Origin of the sequence: Paenibacillus sp. J14 (assembly GCF_000518465.1) — a bacterium.
In the GTDB taxonomy this organism is placed as follows: Bacteria; Bacillota; Bacilli; order Paenibacillales; family Paenibacillaceae; genus Fontibacillus; species Fontibacillus barengoltzii.
The window spans coordinates 18,015-39,796 of the sequence record NZ_JADQ01000014.1 but is presented as its reverse complement, the minus strand read 5'-3'; the positions used below and the strand labels follow the sequence as shown (position 1 = coordinate 39,796).

The 21,782-nt window shown below is 50.7% G+C and carries 22 protein-coding genes and 1 other annotated feature; of the genes, 19 read left to right on the top strand and 3 right to left on the bottom strand.

Features of this window, described 5'->3' with window-relative positions; all coding sequences use genetic code 11:
- Positions 1-11: 11 nt before the first annotated feature.
- The 17 genes from ribD (at position 12) to M891_RS0107165 (ending at position 16,286) form a co-directional block, all read left to right on the top strand.
- Positions 12-1,133 (top strand): bifunctional diaminohydroxyphosphoribosylaminopyrimidine deaminase/5-amino-6-(5-phosphoribosylamino)uracil reductase RibD, encoded by a 1,122-nt coding sequence (ribD, locus tag M891_RS0107245; RefSeq protein WP_028538346.1) that lies wholly within the window; start codon positions 12-14, stop codon positions 1,131-1,133.
- The gene (gene ribE / locus M891_RS0107240; RefSeq protein ID WP_028538345.1) at positions 1,133-1,807 is read left to right on the top strand and encodes a riboflavin synthase; all 675 of its coding nucleotides are present in this window, start codon (positions 1,133-1,135) and stop codon (positions 1,805-1,807) included. Before ribD ends, ribE begins: the two co-directional genes overlap by 1 nt.
- A 70-nt stretch (positions 1,808-1,877) precedes the next feature.
- A complete protein-coding gene (locus M891_RS0107235) occupies positions 1,878-3,119 on the top strand; it encodes a bifunctional 3,4-dihydroxy-2-butanone-4-phosphate synthase/GTP cyclohydrolase II (RefSeq protein WP_028538344.1) in 1,242 nt (413 codons plus the stop codon).
- A gap of 62 nt (positions 3,120-3,181) precedes the next feature.
- Complete coding sequence (gene ribH / locus M891_RS0107230) at positions 3,182-3,649, top strand: 6,7-dimethyl-8-ribityllumazine synthase (RefSeq protein ID WP_009225836.1); 468 nt, start codon at positions 3,182-3,184, stop codon at positions 3,647-3,649.
- A 118-nt stretch (positions 3,650-3,767) separates the two neighbouring features.
- The gene (locus tag M891_RS0107225) at positions 3,768-4,565 is read left to right on the top strand and encodes a segregation and condensation protein A (protein WP_016311754.1); all 798 of its coding nucleotides are present in this window, start codon (positions 3,768-3,770) and stop codon (positions 4,563-4,565) included.
- Complete coding sequence (scpB, locus tag M891_RS0107220; RefSeq protein ID WP_009225838.1) at positions 4,534-5,202, top strand: SMC-Scp complex subunit ScpB; 669 nt, start codon at positions 4,534-4,536, stop codon at positions 5,200-5,202. Before M891_RS0107225 ends, scpB begins: the two co-directional genes overlap by 32 nt.
- 362 nt (positions 5,203-5,564) lie before the next feature.
- Positions 5,565-6,248, top strand: a complete 684-nt coding sequence (locus M891_RS0107215) for a DUF2953 domain-containing protein (RefSeq protein WP_016311756.1) — start codon at positions 5,565-5,567, stop codon at positions 6,246-6,248.
- The gene (gene ytfJ, locus M891_RS0107210) at positions 6,221-6,712 is read left to right on the top strand and encodes a GerW family sporulation protein (protein ID WP_016311757.1); all 492 of its coding nucleotides are present in this window, start codon (positions 6,221-6,223) and stop codon (positions 6,710-6,712) included. Before M891_RS0107215 ends, ytfJ begins: the two co-directional genes overlap by 28 nt.
- Before the next feature lie 139 nt (positions 6,713-6,851).
- Complete coding sequence (locus M891_RS0107205; RefSeq protein WP_028538342.1) at positions 6,852-8,051, top strand: D-alanyl-D-alanine carboxypeptidase family protein; 1,200 nt, start codon at positions 6,852-6,854, stop codon at positions 8,049-8,051.
- A 50-nt stretch (positions 8,052-8,101) separates the two neighbouring features.
- On the top strand, positions 8,102-8,731 hold the full coding sequence (locus tag M891_RS0107200; protein ID WP_028538341.1) for a nucleoside recognition domain-containing protein: 630 nt from the start codon (positions 8,102-8,104) through the stop codon (positions 8,729-8,731).
- A 6-nt stretch (positions 8,732-8,737) separates the two neighbouring features.
- Complete coding sequence (locus M891_RS0107195; RefSeq protein WP_009225843.1) at positions 8,738-9,271, top strand: spore maturation protein; 534 nt, start codon at positions 8,738-8,740, stop codon at positions 9,269-9,271.
- A gap of 136 nt (positions 9,272-9,407) precedes the next feature.
- The gene (locus M891_RS0107190; RefSeq protein WP_028538340.1) at positions 9,408-10,154 is read left to right on the top strand and encodes a pseudouridine synthase; all 747 of its coding nucleotides are present in this window, start codon (positions 9,408-9,410) and stop codon (positions 10,152-10,154) included.
- A 422-nt stretch (positions 10,155-10,576) separates the two neighbouring features.
- Positions 10,577-11,104, top strand: a complete 528-nt coding sequence (locus tag M891_RS0107185) for a peroxiredoxin family protein (RefSeq protein ID WP_016311761.1) — start codon at positions 10,577-10,579, stop codon at positions 11,102-11,104.
- A gap of 22 nt (positions 11,105-11,126) precedes the next feature.
- The gene (gene resB / locus M891_RS0107180; protein WP_028538339.1) at positions 11,127-12,800 is read left to right on the top strand and encodes a cytochrome c biogenesis protein ResB; all 1,674 of its coding nucleotides are present in this window, start codon (positions 11,127-11,129) and stop codon (positions 12,798-12,800) included.
- Complete coding sequence (ccsA, locus tag M891_RS0107175; RefSeq protein WP_016311763.1) at positions 12,797-14,062, top strand: cytochrome c biogenesis protein CcsA; 1,266 nt, start codon at positions 12,797-12,799, stop codon at positions 14,060-14,062. Before resB ends, ccsA begins: the two co-directional genes overlap by 4 nt.
- 67 nt (positions 14,063-14,129) lie before the next feature.
- A complete protein-coding gene (locus M891_RS0107170; protein ID WP_009225848.1) occupies positions 14,130-14,846 on the top strand; it encodes a response regulator transcription factor in 717 nt (238 codons plus the stop codon).
- Positions 14,847-16,286, top strand: coding sequence for an ATP-binding protein (locus M891_RS0107165; protein ID WP_028538338.1), 1,440 nt, complete (start codon positions 14,847-14,849; stop codon positions 16,284-16,286).
- 128 nt (positions 16,287-16,414) lie between these two features.
- Here M891_RS0107165 and serA read toward each other — a convergent pair whose 3' ends face one another.
- Positions 16,415-18,004: a phosphoglycerate dehydrogenase gene (gene serA / locus M891_RS0107160; RefSeq protein ID WP_028538337.1), complete on the bottom strand. Its 1,590-nt coding sequence runs from the start codon at positions 18,002-18,004 to the stop codon at positions 16,415-16,417.
- A 220-nt stretch (positions 18,005-18,224) separates the two neighbouring features.
- Positions 18,225-18,452: a binding site (T-box leader), on the bottom strand.
- 181 nt (positions 18,453-18,633) lie between these two features.
- Positions 18,634-19,551: a hypothetical protein gene (locus M891_RS0107155; protein WP_028538336.1), complete on the bottom strand. Its 918-nt coding sequence runs from the start codon at positions 19,549-19,551 to the stop codon at positions 18,634-18,636.
- Between the two features lie 69 nt (positions 19,552-19,620).
- Between M891_RS0107155 and M891_RS0107150 the strand changes: the two genes are divergently transcribed.
- Together M891_RS0107150 and M891_RS23460 are read left to right on the top strand one after the other, a co-directional pair.
- On the top strand, positions 19,621-20,214 hold the full coding sequence (locus tag M891_RS0107150; protein ID WP_028538335.1) for a CPBP family intramembrane glutamic endopeptidase: 594 nt from the start codon (positions 19,621-19,623) through the stop codon (positions 20,212-20,214).
- Positions 20,211-20,888, top strand: a complete 678-nt coding sequence (locus M891_RS23460; protein ID WP_036699623.1) for a hypothetical protein — start codon at positions 20,211-20,213, stop codon at positions 20,886-20,888. Before M891_RS0107150 ends, M891_RS23460 begins: the two co-directional genes overlap by 4 nt.
- A gap of 61 nt (positions 20,889-20,949) precedes the next feature.
- Here M891_RS23460 and M891_RS23455 read toward each other — a convergent pair whose 3' ends face one another.
- Positions 20,950-21,774, bottom strand: coding sequence for a polysaccharide deacetylase family protein (locus tag M891_RS23455; RefSeq protein ID WP_036699650.1), 825 nt, complete (start codon positions 21,772-21,774; stop codon positions 20,950-20,952).
- Positions 21,775-21,782 lie beyond the last annotated feature (8 nt).

Genomic DNA, 21,782 nt, shown 5'->3' with positions numbered 1-21,782 from the left:
GAGGACCGCGGATGAAGGTGATTGACGACGAATATTACATGGCGCTGGCGTTAGATATGGCGGAGCGCGCACAAGGACAAACCGGGACCAATCCAGTCGTTGGTGCCGTTGTCGTGAAGGATGGGGCCTTGGTTGGGCTGGGCACGCACTTGAAGCGGGGGACTCCGCATGCCGAGGTACATGCCTTGAACATGGCCGATTCCCAAGCAGAAGGGAGCACCGTATATGTCACCTTAGAGCCTTGCAGCCATCACGGACTGACCCCGCCTTGTGCCAAGCGATTGATTCAGGAGAAGGTGCGGCGCGTCGTAGTTGCCTGTGAAGATCCGAATCCGCTGGTTGCCGGCAAAGGCATTGAAATGCTGCGTGCTGCCGGAATTGAAGTTGAAGTGGGTGTGTTGCGTGAACGAGCTTTGAAGCTGAATCGCCGCTTTATTAAGTTCATCACGAGAGGCATGCCTTATGTGACGATCAAATCCGCCAGCACGCTGGATGGGAAGCTTGCAAGCCGGACAGGGGACAGCAAGTGGATTTCCAATGAGAAAGCGAGAGAAATCGTCCACTCGATGCGCCATCAACACCAAGCCATAATGGTGGGCGTTTCGACGATCCTGGCGGATGATCCGCAGTTGACTACCCGATTATCCGTTCCGGGGCTGTCGCCCATTCGCATCATTGCGGATTCAACGCTCCGCATTCCTGAGACGGCCCAAGTCCTGCGGGACGGGCAATCTCCCACTTGGATTGTGACGACGGAACAGGCCGATCCGGACAAGGTTGAACGCCTCACTCGCCTTGGGGCGGAAGTTCTCCGCTGCGGCAGCGGCCCGCAGGTTGATCTGCGGAATGCGCTTGTTCAAATCGGTCAACGCGGGATATCTTCTATCCTCGTTGAAGGTGGCGGACGACTTAACGGTTCGCTGCTGGAACAACAACTGGTGGATGAGATCGTACTTTTCCTAGCCCCTAAGCTGATTGGAGGCGTGGATGCCCCTGCAAGTTTTAACTTCGCCGGATATGATCTCATGCGGGATGCGGTGACCTTGCGCGACATGGAAGTCGAACAAATCGGGGATAATGTGTGCATCAGAGGAGTACCGGTCTGGGTGCAGGTGAAGGAGGGAGATCACTAATGTTTACAGGACTTGTGGAAGAAATCGGCACTATGAAATCGATCAGCCGCAAAGGGGAAGCGATGATTCTGAACATTGCGGCAAAGGTAGTTACCGAAGGCATTAAGCTGGGTGACAGCATCTCAGTGAACGGCGTCTGCTTGACCGCCACGTCGTTTGATGCTTCCTCCTTCTCGGTTGACGTGATGCCGCAGACGTTCCGCAACACCAATCTGAAGGACTTGAAACCCGGCAGCCGTGTGAATTTGGAGCGGGCCATGGCGGCGAATGGACGCTTCGGTGGACATATCGTACAGGGTCATGTCGACGGCGTCGGCACGATTGTTGGTACGAGTCAGGATCAGAATGCGGTTGTGTTTGAAATTCGACCAAGCAAGCCTTCCTTATTCAAATACATTATTCCTAAAGGCTCCATCGCCGTGGATGGCATCAGCTTAACGGTGGTCGAAGCGGAAGGCGGGACGTTTACGGTATCTATCATCCCGCATACGTTAGCCGAGACGGTGCTCGCCTTTAAGCGGGCAGGAGATACAGTGAATCTCGAATGCGATGTGCTGGGAAAATACGTGGATCATCTCCTCAAGTACGGCAGAGGCGGCCAAGATACGGATGAAGCGAGCGGCGGCGAGTCGGGAATTAATCTCCCGTTTCTGGCTGCGAACGGATTCGTGTGAACCTACGAAATAACGTCTCTAAGTTCCGTTACATCGGACGATCAACATTTATTTTAAGGAGGGGAATGTGATGAGTGACATTGTATTAGACCGGGTCGAGGAAGCAATTTACGAACTAATGCGCGGGAAGGTCGTTATTGTCGTCGACGACGAAGACCGGGAGAATGAAGGAGATTTCGTGGCACTTGCGGAAAAGGCGACGCCCGAAGTGATTAACTTCATGATCACGCAAGGCCGCGGACTGGTCTGCCTGCCGATTACAGCGGAACGGGCAGAAGAGTTGGATTTGCAGCCGATGGTGGCGCAAAATACGGATAATCACGGGACGGCGTTCACCGTCTCCATTGACCATAAAGATACAACGACGGGGATCTCGGCATATGAGCGGTCGTTAACGGTAAAGGCGATCATGGATCCCAATGCCAAGCCGTCGGACTTCCGCCGTCCAGGACATATGTTCCCGCTAATCGCCAAGAAAGGCGGCGTGCTGCGCCGCGCTGGACATACGGAAGCCGCGGTTGATCTGGCCCGGATGTGCGGGGCCTATCCTGCTGGCGTCATTTGCGAGGTTATTAAGGAAGACGGGACGATGGCCCGGCTGCCGGATTTGGTGGAGATCGCCAAAACTTATGATCTCAAGCTGATCAGCGTCAAAGACCTGATCCATTACCGCAATGAGAAAGAGAAATTGGTGAATCGCGAAGTGGAAGTTCGCATGCCAACGGATTACGGCGAGTTCCGCGCTGTCGCTTATACAAATGATGTGGATAATAAAGAACACGTTGCGCTTGTCAAAGGAGAAATCAACGGCGATGAGCCGGTGTTGGTGCGGGTGCACTCTGAGTGCTTGACCGGGGACGTGTTCCACTCTCACCGCTGCGATTGCGGTCCGCAGTTTGAAGCCGCTTTGCGCCAGATTGAGGAAGCTGGCAGAGGCGTGCTGCTATATATGCGACAGGAGGGGCGCGGCATCGGCTTGATTAACAAGCTGAAAGCCTACAAACTGCAGGAACAAGGCTTTGATACGGTGGACGCCAACCTGAAGCTTGGATTTCCGGCAGACCTGCGCGATTACGGAATTGGGGCGCAGATTCTCAAGGATCTGGGTGTCCGCAAAATTCGCTTGATGACCAACAATCCACGTAAAATCAAAGGCTTGGAGGGCTATGGCCTGGAGGTTGTCGAACGGGTACCTATCCAAATGAAAGAGAACGAGGATAACACCAAGTACTTGCATACCAAACAAGCGAAATTAGGGCATTTGCTCAAATTTGACGATGTGGAGCAGGATGAATCCTCCACTCGCGTTTAAAGGCGAAGCAAACTCCCTCTTAGCAATGATCTAACTCTACTAATAGAAAGGTTTGATGAATCATGGCAAACGTATTCGAAGGGCATTTAGTATCGGACGGGTTAAAATATGCGATCGTGGTCAGCCGCTTTAATGAATTTATTACAAGCAAGCTGCTTTCCGGCGCCTTGGATGCATTGAAACGGCATGGAGCCAAAGAGGAAGAAATTTATGTCGCCTGGGTACCGGGGGCATTTGAAATCCCGTTTGCGGCACAGAAGCTGGCGGAGAGCGGCAAATACGATGCAGTCATTACGCTGGGTACGGTCATCCGCGGTTCCACCACTCATTATGATTATGTCTGCAACGAGGTTTCCAAAGGCGTTGCTGCCGTTGGCCTTAAAACCGGCGTGCCTACGATCTTTGGCGTCGTAACGACCGAAAATATCGAGCAGGCGATCGAACGTGCCGGAACGAAAGCCGGAAATAAAGGCTGGGATGCCGCACTGGCAGCTATCGAAATGGCGAACTTGACGAAACAGCTGCAATAATGCTTATCTTAATGTAGTACCCCTGAGCCGAAGGGGTACTACATTTTTCTTTTGCAACAACCGATTTTTAAGGTAAACTTATGTACATACATGTTTGCTTACGGGTGGAGGATGTTCATTGACGACAGTAACGTATAAGCTGGAAACCTTCGAGGGGCCGCTGGATTTGCTATTGCACCTGATCGATAAAGCCGAGATTGATATCCATCAAATCTCCATCAGTGAGATTACCGATCAGTACCTCGAATATTTGCAAGACATGCAGGAGCTTGAGCTGGAGGTCACCAGCGAGTTTCTGGTCATGGCTGCGACGCTGCTGTCGATCAAGAGTAAGCAGCTGCTGCCGAAACCACCCGTCATCGAAATGGACGATGATTTCGATTACTTGTTTGAGGAGGAAGAGGATCCTCGGGACGAGCTCATCCGCAAGCTGATCGAATACCGTAAATATAAAGGGATCGCTGCGCATTTGCATGAACGCGAATGGGAACGCAGCTTGATTTTCTCGAAAGAACCGGAGGATCTGACGCCGTTTATGCCGGAGGTGCAGGAGAACCCTGTGAAAGGGCTGCATGCTGCTGATTTGATTGCCGTCTTCCAGAAGGCGATGCGTCGGGCAGCCAAGCGCAACACGGTGGCGCGGATTCACCGCGACGAAATTTCCGTTAAGGACCGGCTGAAGGAAGTCGTGTCCGCGTTCGAGCATGTGGGGAAAGGCGGCAGGTTGCTCTTTTCCAAGCTGCTGCATACGGAGATGAGTCGGCACGAAATCGTCGTCACGTTTTTGGCCGTGTTGGAACTGATGAAGATGAAGCAAATCGTCTGCTATCAGAACCGGCTTTTCGACGATATTGTTATGGAGTGGAGAGGGGAAGGAAGTATCGATGAATTTTCAGGAATTGAAATCGATTATTGAGGGGTTGCTCTTCTTGGCAGGTGAGGAAGGCTTAAGCCTCAAACAGCTGGCTGAAGTGACGGAGCAGCGGCAAGAGGTGGTGTCCGATGCCTTGCTGGATATGAAATCGTCCTTCGAGCGAGCCGGCAGAGGACTGCAAATCGTGCAAATCGCCGGCAACTACCAGTTGGCGACGCTTCCGGAGCATGCCCCTTATTTCGAACGGCTGGCTTATTCGCCTTCGCGTTCGACCTTATCCCAGGCTGCGCTTGAAACGTTATCGATTATCGCCTATCGACAACCGATTACCCGGGTGGAAATTGAGGAAATCCGCGGGGTCAAATCCGAGCGGGCGATTCATTCCCTGGTGAACAAGGATTTGATCGAGGAGGTTGGCCGCGCTGAAGCGATCGGGCGTCCGATTCTTTATGGGACAACCAAGGCGTTTCTGGACTATTTTGGACTGGCCAGCTTAAAGGATTTGCCGGATTTGGCCGATTTCGAAAGTGCCGAGGAGCTGGAGGAGGAAACGCAACTCCTGTTCCAACGCTTAGAGGAACAACAGCTGACGTTTGATGATGTAAATCAGGATTTTGTTGCAAAGGAGGAGGAGTCACCGGGGGAAAATCCCGATGATATGGAACCAGGGAATTTATGAGGACATTTCCCTGGTAGGCGGTTGAGCGAGGCGCCAGCCTCGCCTGACTTCGCGATGTAATCACCAGTGTTGCAGTGTCCGTCCATTTTCCAAACCATATCGCAATCCACGACCCCACCTGCTCATCACCAATCTCTCTAAAAAGCCTCCCACCGCATTGCCGCTTACATAACCCCCATCACCCGGCCAAGTGTGCTCGGGTAATTTTTTCGCTCAATTAAGTCATCGCAATTGCCGATAACCGGCCAAACAGTTCGTTGTCGAGCACTTTGCTTAAAACGTGAAACGTATCGAATGATTTCCTTTTGGAATAGCCATACTACGATGGAGTATTTTATCTGATAGGTATGGAGGGCTTTCCCGTGTGGATTTGGCTCGGAGGCATCCTGATCCTGCTGCTGCTAATAGCTGCCTTGATTTTGCTGTCTACCATTACGTTCAATTTGACCCTGCGCAAGAAAAATCGGGATGACACGGTGTTGCTGGAAGTTACGATGCTCTATGGCTTTGTTCGCTTACGTTACCAGGTACCTACAATCCGGATCAAAAATTGGCGTGACGGTGTGCAGATCGAGAAAAATCAGCCAGAGAACGTGCTGCAAAAGGAATCCACCAGCGTCGACCACGAGGTGAACAAAGACAAGGTCGAGCTATGGATGGATCAGTTCGAACGTTTGCTTCAAGCGACCAGCGGGCTGCGGGTCTGGCTTCAATCCACACTTCGCCGCGTCTCCTTCCGCAAGCTGGAATGGTCAACGAACATCGCGTTAGAGGATGCGGCCCATACCGCGACGTTAACGGGGGCACTATGGGGAGTTAAAGCGACGATTGTTGGCTGGCTTACCCGTTATATTTCTTTGAAGCAGAGACCTAAATTGTTTGTCGTTCCTGTATTCGGCAGTAAGCCGTTATTTTCCACGGAATTGCGCTGCATAGCGCAAATTCGCTGCGGTTATGCTATCTATGCTGGACTGGTACTTATAGTTCGCGTGCTAAAAGTGAAGGGAGGAGTTAAGAAATGGCTGACCATCCTATTAAAGGGCTAATGCAAACCGCTATGGAAAACATCAAGGAAATGGTTGATGTCAACACGATCGTGGGTGAACCGGTCGAAACGCCGGACGGCAGCGTGATTTTGCCAATCAGCCGCGTGGGCTTCGGTTTTGCTGCCGGGGGGAGCGATTTTATTGTTGATGACGAACACAATAAATCGACCACAGGCTCTTCTGAGAACAGCAATGTCCGCCCGTTTGGCGGCGGTAGCGGCGGCGGGGTTTCGATTAATCCGATCGCGTTCCTCGTCGTAGGAAAGCCGGGCGTACACATTGTGCCGCTGGATAACCAAACACATCTTGTCGAAAAAATCATCGATACCGTACCTGGTATCATCGACCGAATCCAGTCCATGTTCCCGAACCAGAATGCAACTGCGAATGCAGCGATGGCAACAGCGCAAGCTGCCCAGATGCAGGAATCGGCCGTCCGAACCGGCATAAATCCTTTTGCATAACTGCCTTTTGACCGTTGATCCTTTCCGGGCTGCCGGGAGGGGTCTTTTTCTTGATTTTAGGTGGGACATACTCTCTTGCAAAATTGCATATAAGTAAACAAGTACCTGCTATAGTACCTGTTACCGGAGGAATCAACTTATGAAGAAAGATTCACATGACCGCAGATTACACTCCTTTTGCTGCTTATTGGCCGCGGTTCTGCTGTTCGCCTGGTTGAATCCACAGGCTGTACAAGCTGCTCCCGATGCGCCCTCGATCCATGCTCAGGCCGCTGCGGTCATTGACGTGACCTCGGGTCGCCTGCTGTACAGCTTGCACGGAGATGACGAGTTGCCCATCGCCAGCTTGACCAAGATCATGACCGCCATCGTCGCGATCGAGCACGGCAAACTGTCGGATATGGTTACGGTTGGAAAGAACGCATACGGGAAGGAGGGCTCATCCCTCTATCTCCATTTAGGGGAAGAGATGAGTCTGGAAAATATGCTATACGGGCTGATGCTCCGTTCAGGCAATGATGCAGCGACCGCGATTGCAGAGCATGTGGGCGGCTCGGAGGAAGGCTTCGTTTATTTGATGAATGAAAAGGCCAAGCTTCTCGGATTAACGCATACCCATTTTCAAAATCCGCATGGTTTAGATGCCGAAGGGCATTATTCTTCAGCCAACGATTTGGCCAAGCTGACAAGCTATGCATTGAAAAATCCGCACTTTAAGGAGATCGTTCGAACACCCAGCAAAACCGCGCCAAACCCCAATGATCCGTGGGATTATAAGTGGTTAAACAAGAACAAGATGCTGCGTTTCTACGACGGGGCAGACGGTGTGAAAACCGGCTATACGAAGACGGCAAGACGTTGTTTGGTGAGCTCCGCGACCCGCAATGGACAGCAAATCGCCGTCGTCACATTAAACGACGGGGATGATTGGAATGATCACCGCAAGCTGCTGGATTACGGTTTTGCGAACTTTCCTCTGACAACGTTGATAGGCAAAGGGCAAGCGATTGAAAACGGTCTGGTGACCGGGGCGGATTTCAAATATGCGCTGGCCCCGGAGGAAGTCGGCAAAGTTGAGAGAAGGCTGAAGTTAGTGGAGGCGCGTACAGGCTCGTTTGGTTATCGCGGACGAATCAGCGTTCGATTAAATGGAGAAGAAATCGGCACGGTGCCGGTGTACGATAAGGCCAGCTACAATCCCGCCATCATGGGCAACGGGAATGAGCCGCATGTCGGCGGAGCCTATGGATCCGCCTCGGAACATCAGGTGATTCAATGGCCTTCTGATTGGTCTGCGGCGTTAAAGAAGGTGCTGCAAACCTTACTGTTTGACATTTGACGTGGAGTTAAGGGAGATAGGCAGGACTGGGCAAAGGAGGGGAAGAACGAATGGTCAACAAAATTTGGCTTGCACTAATTTTGATTGGGTTTCTCTTTGCAGCCATTAAGGGGGATATCGGTACGGTGACGCAAGCGGCGTTTGACGGGGCTGCGACCGGCGTAACCGTATGCTTTGGATTAATCAGCGTGTTGGTGTTTTGGCTTGGGATCATGCGACTGGCGGAGGATTCTGGCCTGGTGAAGACGATCTCCAAGCTGCTTGGACCGATTGTTGCTTATTTGTTCCCCGACGTGCCGAAGAACCATCCGGCGATGGGGTATATTTTATCGAACATGAGCGCGAATTTACTTGGCCTTGGGAACGCAGCTACGCCGATGGGAATCCGCGCCATGCAGGCGTTGCAGGAGCTGAACCCAGACAAACAAACGGCCTCCCCGGCCATGTGTACCTTGCTGGCCCTGAACACTGCCAGCATTACGTTGATTCCCACCACGTTGATTGCGATCCGCATCAACTTCCATTCTGCGAATCCGGCAGAAATCGTGGGGTCGACGCTACTTGCGACAGCCATCGCCACAGGGGCGGCTATCATCGCCGATCGCTGGTATCGCAGACGGAACACGTATCGTACACCACCGCAGATCTCGGCGCCACCCGATATTTCGCTGAAAGGGTGAGGCATTTTGCTCGATTGGGTGAATCTTATTTCGGCTTGGGCCGTACCGGTGATGATTGCCTTTATTCCGCTTTATGCTTATTTCAAAAAAGTACCGGTCTATGAGTCGTTTGTCGACGGAGCGAAGGATGGGTTCTCAACCGCCATAGGGATCATCCCGCATCTGGTTGGCATGATGGTGGCGATCAGCGTGTTCCGCGCTTCCGGAGCGCTCGATTTCTTTGTTGGTTGGATGACGCCCTTTCTATCCTGGCTTCATGTTCCGCCGGAAGTGCTGCCGCTTGGGTTTCTTCGGCCTTTGACCGGGACGGGCTCATTGGCCTTTACAACTGACCTGATCAAAACCTATGGTCCAGATTCGATGATCGGCCGGATCGCTTCCACTATTCAAGGAAGTACCGATACAACGCTCTACGTTTTGACGGTGTATTTCGGTGCCGTGGGGATCCGGAACGGCCGCTATGCCTTAAAGGTTGGATTATTTTCGGATGTCGTTGGCTTTATCGCTGCGATCGTCGTTTGCTTGCTCTTATTCGGTTAAATAACTACATACCTTTTATGATCGTTGAACCGCCTGCAGCACTTCGCTGATGGGGCGGTTTTTGCGGTTTATGGGGGCTGCTATTGTGATTTTTCCATGAGGTGGGTATCATGTGTATGAGGTGACTAATGCAAATATGGAAAGATTACAGAAAATTTTGGCCGCTGCCGGTGTGGCATCGCGCCGTAAATGCGAGGAATTAATTCTAAGCGGCAAGGTTCAAGTCAATGGTGAGACCGTTACGACGCTGGGCACGAAAGCTGATCCGTCCACGGACGTGATTACCGTTGAGGGCAAGCCAATCGGCGCGGAGAAGAAGCTGTACCTGATGTTCAATAAACCGAAAGGCGTCATCACGAGCGCTTCCGATCCCCAAGGCCGGAAAATCGTCACCGATTACTTAAAAGGAATCAAGGAGCGGGTTTATCCAGTAGGCCGGCTCGACTACGATACGGAAGGTCTACTGCTGCTGACCAATGACGGAGAATTTGCGCATTTGCTGACGCATCCAAAGCATCATGTACCGAAGACGTATCTGGCAACGGTCAAAGGGGTACCGCATGGTACAGCGCTGGACAAGCTGAAGCAAGGTGTGATGCTGGAGGATGGGATGACGGCACCAGCCGAGGTCGAGTACTATGACATTGACCCGGAGGAGAAGTACGCAACCATCTCGATCACGATTCATGAGGGCCGAAACCGTCAGGTGCGCCGCATGTTTGATGCAATTTCGCACCCGGTGACACGGCTCAAGCGAATTTCTTTTGGTGATTTGGTTCTGGGCAACCTCAAACGCGGTCTGTACCGCCATTTAACCAAAGAAGAAGTCGACAGCCTCTACAAACTCGCACGCACTACTACTTCCCACTCTCCTAAGCGCTAGAAATGTGGTGAATCGTGGTAAAGAAGCGGTGAATTTGAAGATGAAGCAACTGTAGATTTTAAGGAACGGTCAGTACCCGTTGACCTTCATAAGAGTGGAGAATGGCATAGTGTGAAATGATTCTGGAGAAACGGCAGTGATCGCCTTTGTGAGCGGATTTCACCCTTAGTATGAGTTTAGGATATCAATGAAATCCGCGAGCAGCAGCGATCGTAAGAACATTTCACACGTCGCCCCAACCCATGAGCTCCTTAGTTCAATTTGAGATTATCCATCCGAAGATATCCCCCTCATTTCTTGCGCGTCACATAATATTCATATTTCCCCGGGCTGAAACTGCGGCAATTTTCGTTATAATGTTCATAGAGTGTTCACGAATTGTTCAACACTTCATGACAATTTTCATAGAAAGGAAGTTAACTATGGGGAAGGCGAGACGGCCGATCCAAATCGTCATCTTGCTGTTGATCGTCATCCTGGGCGGATATGCGATCGGGACTGCAGTGTCCGGCGGTGAGGCCGATAAACCTAAGCAAGGCGGGAATCCTCCGGCGTTTAAACTGCTCGGTTTGGATGGACAGGTACATACGTTAGACGACTATAAGGGCAAATCGGTGGTCTTAAACTTTTGGGCTACCTGGTGCACCTATTGCGTCAAAGAAATGCCTGCATTACAAGCCCAATGGGAAAAATGGCGCGATCAAGGCGTCGTCGTTCTAGGCATCAACACGGGCGAAGACGAGATGACCGTACAAAATTTCGTCAAGCAGACAGGTGTGGATTTTCCCATTTTATATGATTCCAACAATACGACAACGCGCGATTACGGCATCGTGCCGATGCCAACGACGTTCTTTATCGGCAAGAACGGCAAAATTACCTCCATTCATCAAGGCGAGCTGAATTTGGATACGTTGGATGACCAAATCAGGCAGCTGGTGGGGCTTTGACGTCGAGAGGAGGACATAATCGGTGATTGAAAACACAAAATGTGAATGCGGCCACCAGAACCGGGTGGGGACCGTATTGTGCGAAGCCTGCGGCAAACCGCTGCTTGAGGAGGATCAGCAGCAAGGCGGGCTTTTGGAGATGCGTTATGACGGGGTTGCTCGGCGCTCGCAGCGGGCCAATCCCAATTTTATTGATCGGGTCTGGAACTTCTTCTCCTCCGTCAAGGTCGCGATTTATTTGATCATCATCACCTTGATTGGTGCGATGTTAGGGACGATCTTCGAGCAGGAGAGCAACTTCATTAATTTTGACCCTTCAACCTATTACAAGAACAAGTATGGAACGATCGGCGAGATCTATTACCGACTGGGTTTGTCCCATACGTATGAGTCCTGGTGGTTTATTCTGCTGCTGGTGATGATCGGTGCTTCGCTTGTCATCTGCAGTCTGGATCGGGTGCTTCCGCTTTACAAAGCGCTTTCAAAACAGAAAGTGCGCAAGCATCTGGCTTTCCTCACCCGTCAGAAAATCGTGTATCAAGGGGAAATCAATGAAGATGGCGAGGAATGGGTGCAACGTGCCGTTCAACCGCTGCGGAAGAAGCATTACCGGGTTTATACAGATGGCAGCGCCTTGCTGGCAGAGAAACAGCGGTTTAGCCGCTGGGGCCCTTACATTATTCATATCGGGCTGATCGTTTTTCTCTTGGCGGTACTGTTCCGCGGATTGCCGGGGCTGCATCTGGACAAACATTACTGGTTCCCTGAAGGCGAAATTACGCATATTCCCGATACGAACCTTTATTTGAAAAACGAGAAGTTTTCGGTTGAATATTACAGCGAGGACGAAATGTCCGAGGATTTTAAAGCGAGAGGGAAGGTCGTACCTAAGCTGTTTGAAACCCAAGCCGTGCTGTATGAATGTACAGCGGATTGCGACGATCCTTCCAAAGAGCCGCAGCTTCGCGAAGTCAAGCGACATGCTATTCGGGTGAACGATCCGCTCAGTTACAAAGGACTACAAGCGTATCAATTTGATTTTGATCTCACCCCGAAGCTTAGATCGGTGCAGCCCGCTTTAGTAGATGTCAAGACCGGAGAATCCTACGGCAAGTTCAAATTGGACATGAGAAATCCAGAGCGTGAGTATAAAGTAGGCCCTTACCGGTTAACGCTGCAAAATAAGTATATGGATTTTTCCCTGAACGACGAGGGAAAGCCGGTATCCATTTCCGGCGAGCCGAACGCGCCTGCCTTTTTATTTTTGATCAAAGGACCGGATCTTCCGGAGGATGGCGCACAGTACATTTATTTCCCTAAACAGATTGACAAGGAGCGGTTCCAGCAAGATGCGATTAACGAGCAGCTTGGAGGCGTGCAATCGAAGCTGCGGCTGGACGTCCTTGGGATGGAAGACGTCGACTTTATCGAAGCGTCCAGTTATTTGAACATCCGGGTCGACCGGGCGATGCCGTTCGTTTGGGTGGGCCTTGGGATCGTGATGCTTGGACTGGTCATTGGATTTTACTGGCAGCATCGCCGCATCTGGCTGCGTGTTGATGGCCGCCAGCTGACGCTGGGCGGACATACGACCAAGAATTGGTTTGGCATGCGCCGCGAAGTTTCCGCATTCCTCCAATCGATGGGGGTTGAAGCGGATGAGAAGTCATTGGAAAATAGGGGGAAACATCCATGAACTTTTTGGAAATCAGCAGAGTCGCATTTATGACGGCCTTTTTGCTTTATTGTGCGGCTTTTATTTTTTATGTGGTGGCTGTAACCGGCAAGACGTGGCGCAATCGCGACCCGAAGCGCCATGAGAAAAAATGGGGACGCATTTCATTTGCCGTTTCCTCGCTTGGGTTGCTCTCGCATTTTGTCTATTGCGGAACCCGCTGGGCGTACAGCGGACATGTACCCGTCAGCAATATGTACGAATTTATGACGTTTTTGTCTATGATGATTATGGTGGCTTTCACCATCGTTTTTATCATTTATCGCAAAATATTACTGGGAATGTTCGCCCTCCCGCTGGCGATTATTATTATGGCGTACGCTGCGGTATTCCCGCGGGACGTTCAGCCGTTGATTCCATCGCTGCGTTCCATTTGGCTTTATATCCACGTGACGCTGGCGGCTACCGGCGAGGCGTTCTTCGCCGTTGGTTTTGTGGCCGGGTTGATGTACCTGCTGCGGGCCGTTGATTTTAAGGCGACGGACAAGGCAGGCCGCCGTCAAAAATGGTGGGTTGAATTTACGCTTTTTTCTATTATTATAGTATTGGGCTTCATTGTTTCCGTCTTTGCCTTCCGGGCAGCCGGATATGAAGCTGTGTTCGTACAAAATCAGACAACGATTGACACCCAAGTGGAGCAGAATAGTACAATAGAAGATAAAGAAGTTTATAATCTGCCACCGATCGTTGGTCCGCATCAAAGTGAGCCGGAGCACATTCAGCCGTTCCTGGGGATGAAGAAGCCTTTGTTTGATGCACCTTCCTGGATGAGAGGGGAAACGGCCGGCCGTAAACTGAATACAATAATTTGGGCAATACTAACAGGTATCGTGCTTTATTTGCTGCTCCGGTTAATCTTGCGTAAACCGCTTGGCACCGCGTTATCTCCTGCAGTACGGGGCATCGACCCAGATGATTTGGATGAGATCAGTTACCGGGCAATTGCGATCGGATTTCCCATCTTTACGCTGGGGGCGCTCATATTTGCCATGATCTGGGCGCAGCAGGCTTGGGGCAGATTCTGGGGTTGGGATCCGAAGGAAGTATGGGCGCTGATTACCTGGCTATTTTACAGTGCTTACCTCCACTTGCGCTTATCGCGCGGCTTCCAGGGACGCAAGTCTTCGTGGCTGGCTGTACTTGGATTTCTTGTGGTGATGTTTACGCTGGTTGGGGTAAATCTGATCATAGCGGGGCTGCACTCTTACGCGGGTACTGATTAACTCAGGCAATAATACCATATGGACTGCTCAACTGATTGGGTAAGATGATGAAGGGGTTGTTGTTAAAATGTCAGATCAAGCAAACCGCATTCTGGTAGTCGATGACGAGGAGCGGATTCGCCGGCTGCTAAAGATGTACTTGGAAAAAGAAGGCTACGAAATCGATGAAGCCGAGGATGGAGAGACTGCCCTGAAGTTGGCGACTTCCAACGACTATGGTTTGATCTTGCTCGACGTCATGCTTCCGGGGATTGACGGCGTCGAGGTCTGTAATCGATTGAGACAAGTTAAAGCAACACCGGTACTGATGCTGACGGCCAAGGGAGAGGAAATTAACCGTGTACAGGGCTTTGAAGTTGGAGCGGACGATTACGTCGTGAAGCCGTTCAGCCCACGCGAGGTCATCTATCGGGTCAAAGCGATCATGCGCCGTGCTTCCGCTACGGCTTATTTGACGAAGGAAAGCGGAACTAGCAACAATATTGTGTTCCCTCATCTCGTGATTGAACATGATGCCCATCGGGTAACTGCTAACGGGCAGGAGGTCAGCTTGACTCCCAAGGAGTATGAACTGCTGCATTATCTGGCTGTTTCGCCGGATAAGGTGTTTTCCCGGGAAGAGTTACTGAAGGATGTATGGAACTACGAGTTTTTCGGTGATTTGCGTACGGTGGATACCCATGTGAAACGGCTTCGGGAGAAGTTGAACAAGGTGTCGCCGGAGTCCGCTGCGATGATCACGACCGTATGGGGCGTCGGATACAAGCTGGAGGTTCCAAAGTAAGTGAACTTCTGGAGAACGCTCGTTGGTAAGCTGTGGATTACGATTATTTGCTTGGTAGCTTGCGTCCTGATGTTAATGGGACTGTTCCTGCTGCCTTACATCGATACGAACTTTACAAACTCCGGAGCGGTCAAACGGTTATTTGTGATCGTCGCAATGATCGGGTTTTCGCTCACAACGTTTTTTGCTTTGTTTCTGTTCACGAAGATTACACAGCCGATGCAGCAGCTGATTCGGGCTGCGGATTCGGTGCGCAAAGGCAAATACGACACGCGTCTGTCTCTGCGCACGAGTGATGAAATCGGTGAGCTTGCCATCACGTTTAACCATATGGCGGAAGAACTGGAAAATACGATCCGCAGCTTAAAGCACGAGAAGGAACATCTTTCCAGCGTGCTTAGAAGCATGAATGATGCGGTAATTACATTGGACCGCGAGGGTGCTGTCATTTTGACCAACCCGCCGGGTGATCGGTTATTACAGCTTTGGGGAGATCTGACAGAGGAGAGCGAGGAAGATATACCTGCCTCTGCTAACGAAAAACAGATGGTACCGAAGCCGCTCTTTCCGTTATTCCGTCGTTTGCTTGATCAAGAGAGCGACCAGAAGATGAACGTCCACGTTATGAAAGGGGTATGGTCCGTACATATGGCGCCGCTGTCCTCAGACGGTGAGGTTCGCGGAGCCGTTGCCGTACTTCGGGATGTAACCGAAGAAGTGAACTTGGAGAAGATGCGCCGCGATTTCGTGGCGAACGTGTCTCATGAAATTCGGACCCCGCTCTCGATGATGCAAGGGTACAGTGAAGCGCTGCTTGACGGCATGGCTTCTTCGCCGGAAGAGAGCGCGGAGCTCGCCCAAGTTATTTATGACGAGTCCCTGCGGATGGGACGGCTCGTTCGTGATTTGTTAGACCTGGCTCGGATGGAGGCAGGTCATACGGATATGGTTATGCGCAGGGTCGACTTTCGTGAGTTGGCAGAGAGGGTGGACCGCAAATTTCAGGTCCGAGCCAAGGATAACGGGGTTGAGCTTGTGTTGGAGCTGGAAGACGGGGAGCTGCAGCTGCAAGCCGATGAAGACCGTTTAGAACAGGTGCTGACCAATTTGCTGGACAATGCTTTCCGGCATACGCCGGAAGGAGGGAAGGTGACGGTCAAGGCTTCCATGGAAACCGGCGAAATGGGCAAGCAGCTTCACGTCGCCGTATCGGATACCGGTGTAGGCATTCCGAGCGAAGATTTACGGTATATCTTCGACCGCTTCTACAAAGCCGACAAAGCACGGGTTCGCGGTGAGAATGGCGGGACGGGATTAGGTCTTTCGATCGTCAAAAATATCATCGCAGCTCATCAAGGTTCTATTTGGGCCGATAGTGAAATTGGCAAGGGCACCGTATTTCACTTCTTGCTTCCTGTCGAATCGGGACAATCTACGTAATCACAAAAAAACATCCTTCGCGAAGAAGGATGTTTTTTTGTTGAATGCCGCAGATAAATCTTGTTCATCGTGGAACAATGATTGATTTGACGGCGGAATGAATATTCGTGATCTCGTGTTTCGAGGCGTTACGCGAAAATGATATGCTGGGCTTTATTGATTTCCGGAAGCTTCGTCAAATCGTCCAGAACTTCCTTCGTCACGGTTTTATCCACAGTCAGTACCATGATCGCTTCACCGCCAACCAGTTTACGTCCAACCTGCATGGAGGCGATGTTCACCTCGTTCTTCCCAAGCAAGGTACCCACATGCCCGATGATCCCTGGTTTGTCGTTGTGCGAGATGAAGATGAGGTGGCCTTCTGGCGCGACGTCAACCGGGAACTTGTCGATTTGGACAATCCGTGCACCGTAACCGTTCAGCAGTGTACCAGCGACCCGGCGCTCCGTTCCGTCCTGAGCCTTGAGGGTCACGGAAATCAGATTGGTGAAGCCCTTTGTAGCCGAGGCTTGCGAAACCACGACGTTAATGTCACGGACCTTCGCGAGGTGCATCGAGTTAACGATATTCACGTCGTTGCCGAAATGACGGGACAGCACGCCTTTGATAATGTAGCGAGTCAGCGGCTGCGTATCCACTTCCGCCAGGTCACCAGCATAATCCACATGGATTTCTTTGACAGCCTGATTGTTCAGCTGGGACAGGAAGACCCCAATTTTCTCACCGAGCCCGAAGTAAGGCTGCAGCTTGTTCATGACGCTGGCTGCAACCGGCGGCATATTCACCGCATTTTTAAACGGTTCGTTGCGCAGGATATGAAGCACTTGCTCGGACACGTCGATGGCCACGTTCTCTTGAGCTTCTACGGTAGAAGCGCCAAGGTGCGGCGTCACGATGATCTTCGGATGATGAAGGAACGGATGATCCGCTTCCGGCGGCTCTTTCTCAAATACGTCGAAGGCAGCCCCAGCTACGATGCCTTGATCAATGGCTTCCACCAGCGCCAATTCATCAATGATACCGCCGCGGGCGCAGTTGATGATGCGCATACCTTTCTTCATCACTTCAAATTGCGGACGGGCAATCATATGCTTCGTCTCTGGTGTGAGCGGTGTATGCACAGTAATGAAATCCGCATTCCGGATGATTTCGTCTACCGTCGCTAGCTTCACGCCCAGCTTCTCCGCCCGATCTTCAGTAAGGAAAGGGTCATAGCCGAGAATGTCCATGCCAAATGCTTTGGCGCGCTTCGCAACCTCGCTGCCGATCCGGCCCATGCCCAACACGCCCAGCGTTTTGTTGCGCAGCTCGACGCCAAGGAATTTGCGATCCCATTCGCCTTTGATCGTCTTCGCATAGGCTTGCGGAATATGACGGGCCAGCGCCATCATCATGGCAAAGGCATGTTCACAAGTCGTAATCGTATTGCCGTCCGGAGCATTAATGACAATAATTCCGCGTTTCGTCGCCGCTTCCAGATCGATGTTGTCGACCCCAACCCCAGCACGGCCGATAACTTTCAAGCGGGTTCCGGCTTCCATGATTTTCTCGGTGACTTTCGTTTGGCTGCGGACCAGGAGACCGTCATATTGCGGAATAATCTGCACCAATTCATCTTCGCTGAGACCTGGCTTCTTATCGACCTCAACGTCGGCTGCATCCATCAGCTGCTGAATCCCCAAGTCGCTGATCGGATCCGATACTAAAACTTTAAACATGTTGATTTGACCCTCCTAAAAGTTTTATATAGCAAGGCCTCCTTGAAAGACAGCAAGTGTGGCTATCTTCGGAAGCATAAGCTGATGTGGTTAAGTTGAGTTTCTTCATTGACGCTGTGTCCGATTACCGCACCAAAGAACTAAGGTACCAAGGACGCCTGGGAGGCAGTTGGCGTCGCTAAATAAATCAAAAACTCTCAATCCGCACACTACTTCCGTAGTAAGGGACGAGAGTTATTCGTGGTACCACCCTAATTCGCTGCCCCTTCGCAGAAAGCAGCCTCAGTTGTCATTGCTGACAAGAACGATAACGGGTTCACCGGCTACGCCTACTTTCATTTCGACGCAGCGACTCAGGAGCGCTAAAGCCATTCGTTCCGCTGCCGGTTTGCAGCACCACCGACTCTCTGGAAGCTTTCCGAAGGCTTCTTTCCTTCAAAGTGTTTCATGAGATGTAATTTTTCATAATGTAACACGGGCCTTGGCAAAGTGTCAACACTAACCTGAACATTTTTACAAAGTTAGGTGTTTGTCGTTCGGATTTTGCCCAAACTTGAATCCCTCTAAAATTTTGGTTATGATTTTACTAATGTCGAAAAGCGTCTTTTAACGGCGGACAGCGAAAGAGCTTAGTACTCCGCAAAGAACGGCAACTCCGGCAACGATTCGGAGGCGTAATACGTTGACTTCCATTTTACAAATTCTTTGCTCTTCACGGCATCCGTTTCAATTAAAACCTTAACAATAGAGCCGATGGAGTTCAATTGAAGCGCCTCAGCTTTTCCGCTGCTGATTAACTGATCAATCTTGGCCGTGAAGTCCTGCGGCAAATAGGATACATAAAGCTGCTCGTTCACCATCATATCGGTGACGGCTTTGTTTTTTACCGCAAGCGTATAACCGGACCATTCTTTAGTTCCGATGTTCTCTTTGTATGTATAGTCAGCAGAAACGCCGTTTTTGGTTTTAGCGGTCCATTTCAGCATCGAGGCATAATATTTCTTTTGCGCCTGCAGCCCGTACTTTTTGGCGTTCACCGTGAACTCATCTTGATTGACGATTTTGGCAAGCTCCATGCCTTTCTTGTTTCCTGCCTTAGATTTGATCTGGTCCATGCTTTCCTCAAACAGCTTCAGGCTCTTTAAATAGTCCGTTTGGGCCTCCTTGAGCAACGGGGAGGAGTCGGCAATAGAATGTACAGCAATTTGCTCATAGCTGGCTTTAGCATTATCTCGGATATCTTTCAGCTTATCCGATGATACCGGCTTGGAACTGTGGGTGATGTTTTCGATCAGAGTGAGGTAATTTTCTTTAAATTGCTGATACGGCTGAAAAACCACATAGTAGAATGTGACCAAATCCTGTTGCTGGTAGGAGGTTTCGTTTTCCTCTCGAATCGTGATCGCTTTGAGATTCGCGTATTTGGCTTCCGTCTTGTCGATGCCAAGATTAAGTCCAAGAAAGAACGTCCCAAACGCAGTAATCAGCAAGGCGAGAAATCCGAGCGAGAACAGCATCTCAAATTTGGTGTTATTTTTCCGAATCATACTTATGCTCCTTACTATATTGGTTTGAATGCGTTAAAATATTATAAAGGACAGGGTTTGACAAAAACTATGAAAAAGTTCAAATTGCGCGATGTAAAAATACAAAAAGTCGACCCCGGTCAGTTAAATGATCGATTGTTGCTCATTAATTTATATCTCACGCAAGGGCTTACATTACTTATCGGTCTTGTGATCTTGTTATTTCAGAAAAGAAACCCATTTCACCTGTTCCAATTTCCGAATAGTGTCGAATTTGTGTACTGGGGAGCAGGATTTGCTGCGGTGATGTTCGGGGCGGATATGCTCTTGTCCCGGTTCATCTCGGAAGAAAGTATGGATGATGGGGGCATTAATTCCCTGCTCTTCCGTCATCGACCAATTTGGCATATCGTCGTGATATCGGCGGTTGTTGCCGTCTGCGAGGAGCTATTGTTCCGTGGGGCAATCCAGTATGGGCTGGGTCCGTATTGGACGAGCATCCTGTTTGCAGCGATCCATGTCCGGTATCTTCGGCATTGGATTCCGACGGCATGGGTGTTTGCAAGCAGCTACGGCCTCGGATTTATATATGTTCAAACGGGAACGCTTTGGGCGCCGATCTTATGTCACTTTTTGATCGATCTCGTATCAGGCCTGGTGATTAAATTTCGGAGGGAGTCATGAACGAGCATTTAAGCCGATTGGACCGATATGGTCAGCAAAATCGAACGAAACAAAGTGCTTCCATACAATCGCGGAATCTGGCCTCCGGGATGGCGGCGGCTGAATTCAAGCAGGAACCTGCGGCGGTGAATGCCGAACCGACGTATGCCGCTGTCCGATCCCGGAGCAGCTTAAAGGTGGAGCCGTTTCCCCTGATCGCGGATGAGGAGCGTTACGCAACACCTGTTAAGAAGAAGCCGGTCATTGGCGATGAGACGATGGTTCGGCTGCTGATTCCGCGTAAATCGGAGGAGCCGGTTCGGCAAGGGACGGAGACGCTGCCAGCGGCAACGGAGCCGACATCTCCCAAGACGGTTGCGGCGGATGATAATAAGTTTGAGTCTGCGGCGGTTGCAGCATTGGCGAAACTTAAAGAGCCGGTTCAGCGACCATCCCATTCAACGAAGGGTTCTCCACCTCGGAGTGAACTCGACCATTTTGGGGAATCAACCATGCTGGAAGAAGAACCCGATTTGGCTAAGCTGCCTACGCGCAAGGAGTTATATCCGTCACAACGTGTTAAAATGACCCGGTGGTTTTATAATTCGCTTCTTTATGCTTTTGTTATTATTTTGATTTATCTGTTATGGTGGGGCTTAAGCGATTCGCCGTGGGGAAAAAGCCATGGATTATAAAAACAGGTTGCAACATTAAAACCGTCAGGAAATCTCCTGACGGTTTTTTTTGGATTCAAAATTATTTTGATGATTCGGCATCCGTAGGTTCAGGAGCCGGTCCGATAGTTCGAGGGTCAACGAAGCCGTACCCTTTCTGTTTCAGTTGGGTGAGCAATTCATCCAATGCCAAAACAGTCCAAGGAAGCTCGTGCATCAAGATATTGCTTCCAGCGTGAAGCTGTTCGAGCACATTGGCGATGACCGCCTCGGGCTTGTTTTTGTTTTTGCTGTCCCAGTCAAGAGATCCGTTGGACCAAGTCATGTAGATGAGCTCATTGTCGTCTGCGATTTGATGCGTTGTATCGTTCCCTGAACCGAAGGGAGGACGGAAGAAACGCGGGGCTTCGCCAATCGTTTCCTTTACGATACTTTGCACATCTTCAATTTGCTTGCGCATATTCGCAGCGGACTCTTTCTTTAAATCGATGTGATCCCAGCTGTGGTTGCCGATGATCTGCCCGCGCTCATGGATCAGCTGCAGCAGCTCGGGATGGGCTTTAACCCGATATCCGTTAACGAAAAAGATCGCTTTGGCCTGGTGTTTATCCAACGTATCGATCAGTCCATCAATCATTTCCTTCTCCTTCGGTCCGTCGTCAAACGTCAGGAGAACCACCTTCTTGTTCACGGTGTCGTCATTTGGCACTACGTTATATGCCTTATTAATGTGGTACTGCAGGGGAGGGGCAGCCGTTTCGGTTGAGGTTGGCTCATCATCTGAAGGTGAAGAGTCCTCAGGCTGTAGGTCTACCTGACCGAATTCATTGGTGCCATCGTTGGTGTCATCCGGTGCGGTTACTTCGGAAGAAGCGTTGGTGTTTTGGTTAGATGTGGTTGGTGTCATGGTTGCAT

Bases quoted from the DNA above. Each gene is read 5' to 3' on its own strand.
- ribD (WP_028538346.1), top strand. From the start codon at position 12: ATGAAGGTGATTGACGACGAATATTACATGGCGCTGGCGTTAGATATG.
- ribE (WP_028538345.1), top strand. From the start codon at position 1,133: ATGTTTACAGGACTTGTGGAAGAAATCGGCACTATGAAATCGATCAGC.
- M891_RS0107235 (WP_028538344.1), top strand. From the start codon at position 1,878: ATGAGTGACATTGTATTAGACCGGGTCGAGGAAGCAATTTACGAACTA.
- ribH (WP_009225836.1), top strand. From the start codon at position 3,182: ATGGCAAACGTATTCGAAGGGCATTTAGTATCGGACGGGTTAAAATAT.
- scpB (WP_009225838.1), top strand. From the start codon at position 4,534: ATGAATTTTCAGGAATTGAAATCGATTATTGAGGGGTTGCTCTTCTTG.
- ytfJ (WP_016311757.1), top strand. From the start codon at position 6,221: ATGGCTGACCATCCTATTAAAGGGCTAATGCAAACCGCTATGGAAAAC.
- M891_RS0107205 (WP_028538342.1), top strand. From the start codon at position 6,852: ATGAAGAAAGATTCACATGACCGCAGATTACACTCCTTTTGCTGCTTA.
- M891_RS0107200 (WP_028538341.1), top strand. From the start codon at position 8,102: ATGGTCAACAAAATTTGGCTTGCACTAATTTTGATTGGGTTTCTCTTT.
- M891_RS0107190 (WP_028538340.1), top strand. From the start codon at position 9,408: ATGGAAAGATTACAGAAAATTTTGGCCGCTGCCGGTGTGGCATCGCGC.
- M891_RS0107185 (WP_016311761.1), top strand. From the start codon at position 10,577: ATGGGGAAGGCGAGACGGCCGATCCAAATCGTCATCTTGCTGTTGATC.
- ccsA (WP_016311763.1), top strand. From the start codon at position 12,797: ATGAACTTTTTGGAAATCAGCAGAGTCGCATTTATGACGGCCTTTTTG.
- M891_RS0107170 (WP_009225848.1), top strand. From the start codon at position 14,130: ATGTCAGATCAAGCAAACCGCATTCTGGTAGTCGATGACGAGGAGCGG.
- serA (WP_028538337.1), bottom strand. From the start codon at position 18,004: ATGTTTAAAGTTTTAGTATCGGATCCGATCAGCGACTTGGGGATTCAG.
- M891_RS0107155 (WP_028538336.1), bottom strand. From the start codon at position 19,551: ATGATTCGGAAAAATAACACCAAATTTGAGATGCTGTTCTCGCTCGGA.
- M891_RS0107150 (WP_028538335.1), top strand. From the start codon at position 19,621: ATGAAAAAGTTCAAATTGCGCGATGTAAAAATACAAAAAGTCGACCCC.
- M891_RS23460 (WP_036699623.1), top strand. From the start codon at position 20,211: ATGAACGAGCATTTAAGCCGATTGGACCGATATGGTCAGCAAAATCGA.
- M891_RS23455 (WP_036699650.1), bottom strand. From the start codon at position 21,774: ATGACACCAACCACATCTAACCAAAACACCAACGCTTCTTCCGAAGTA.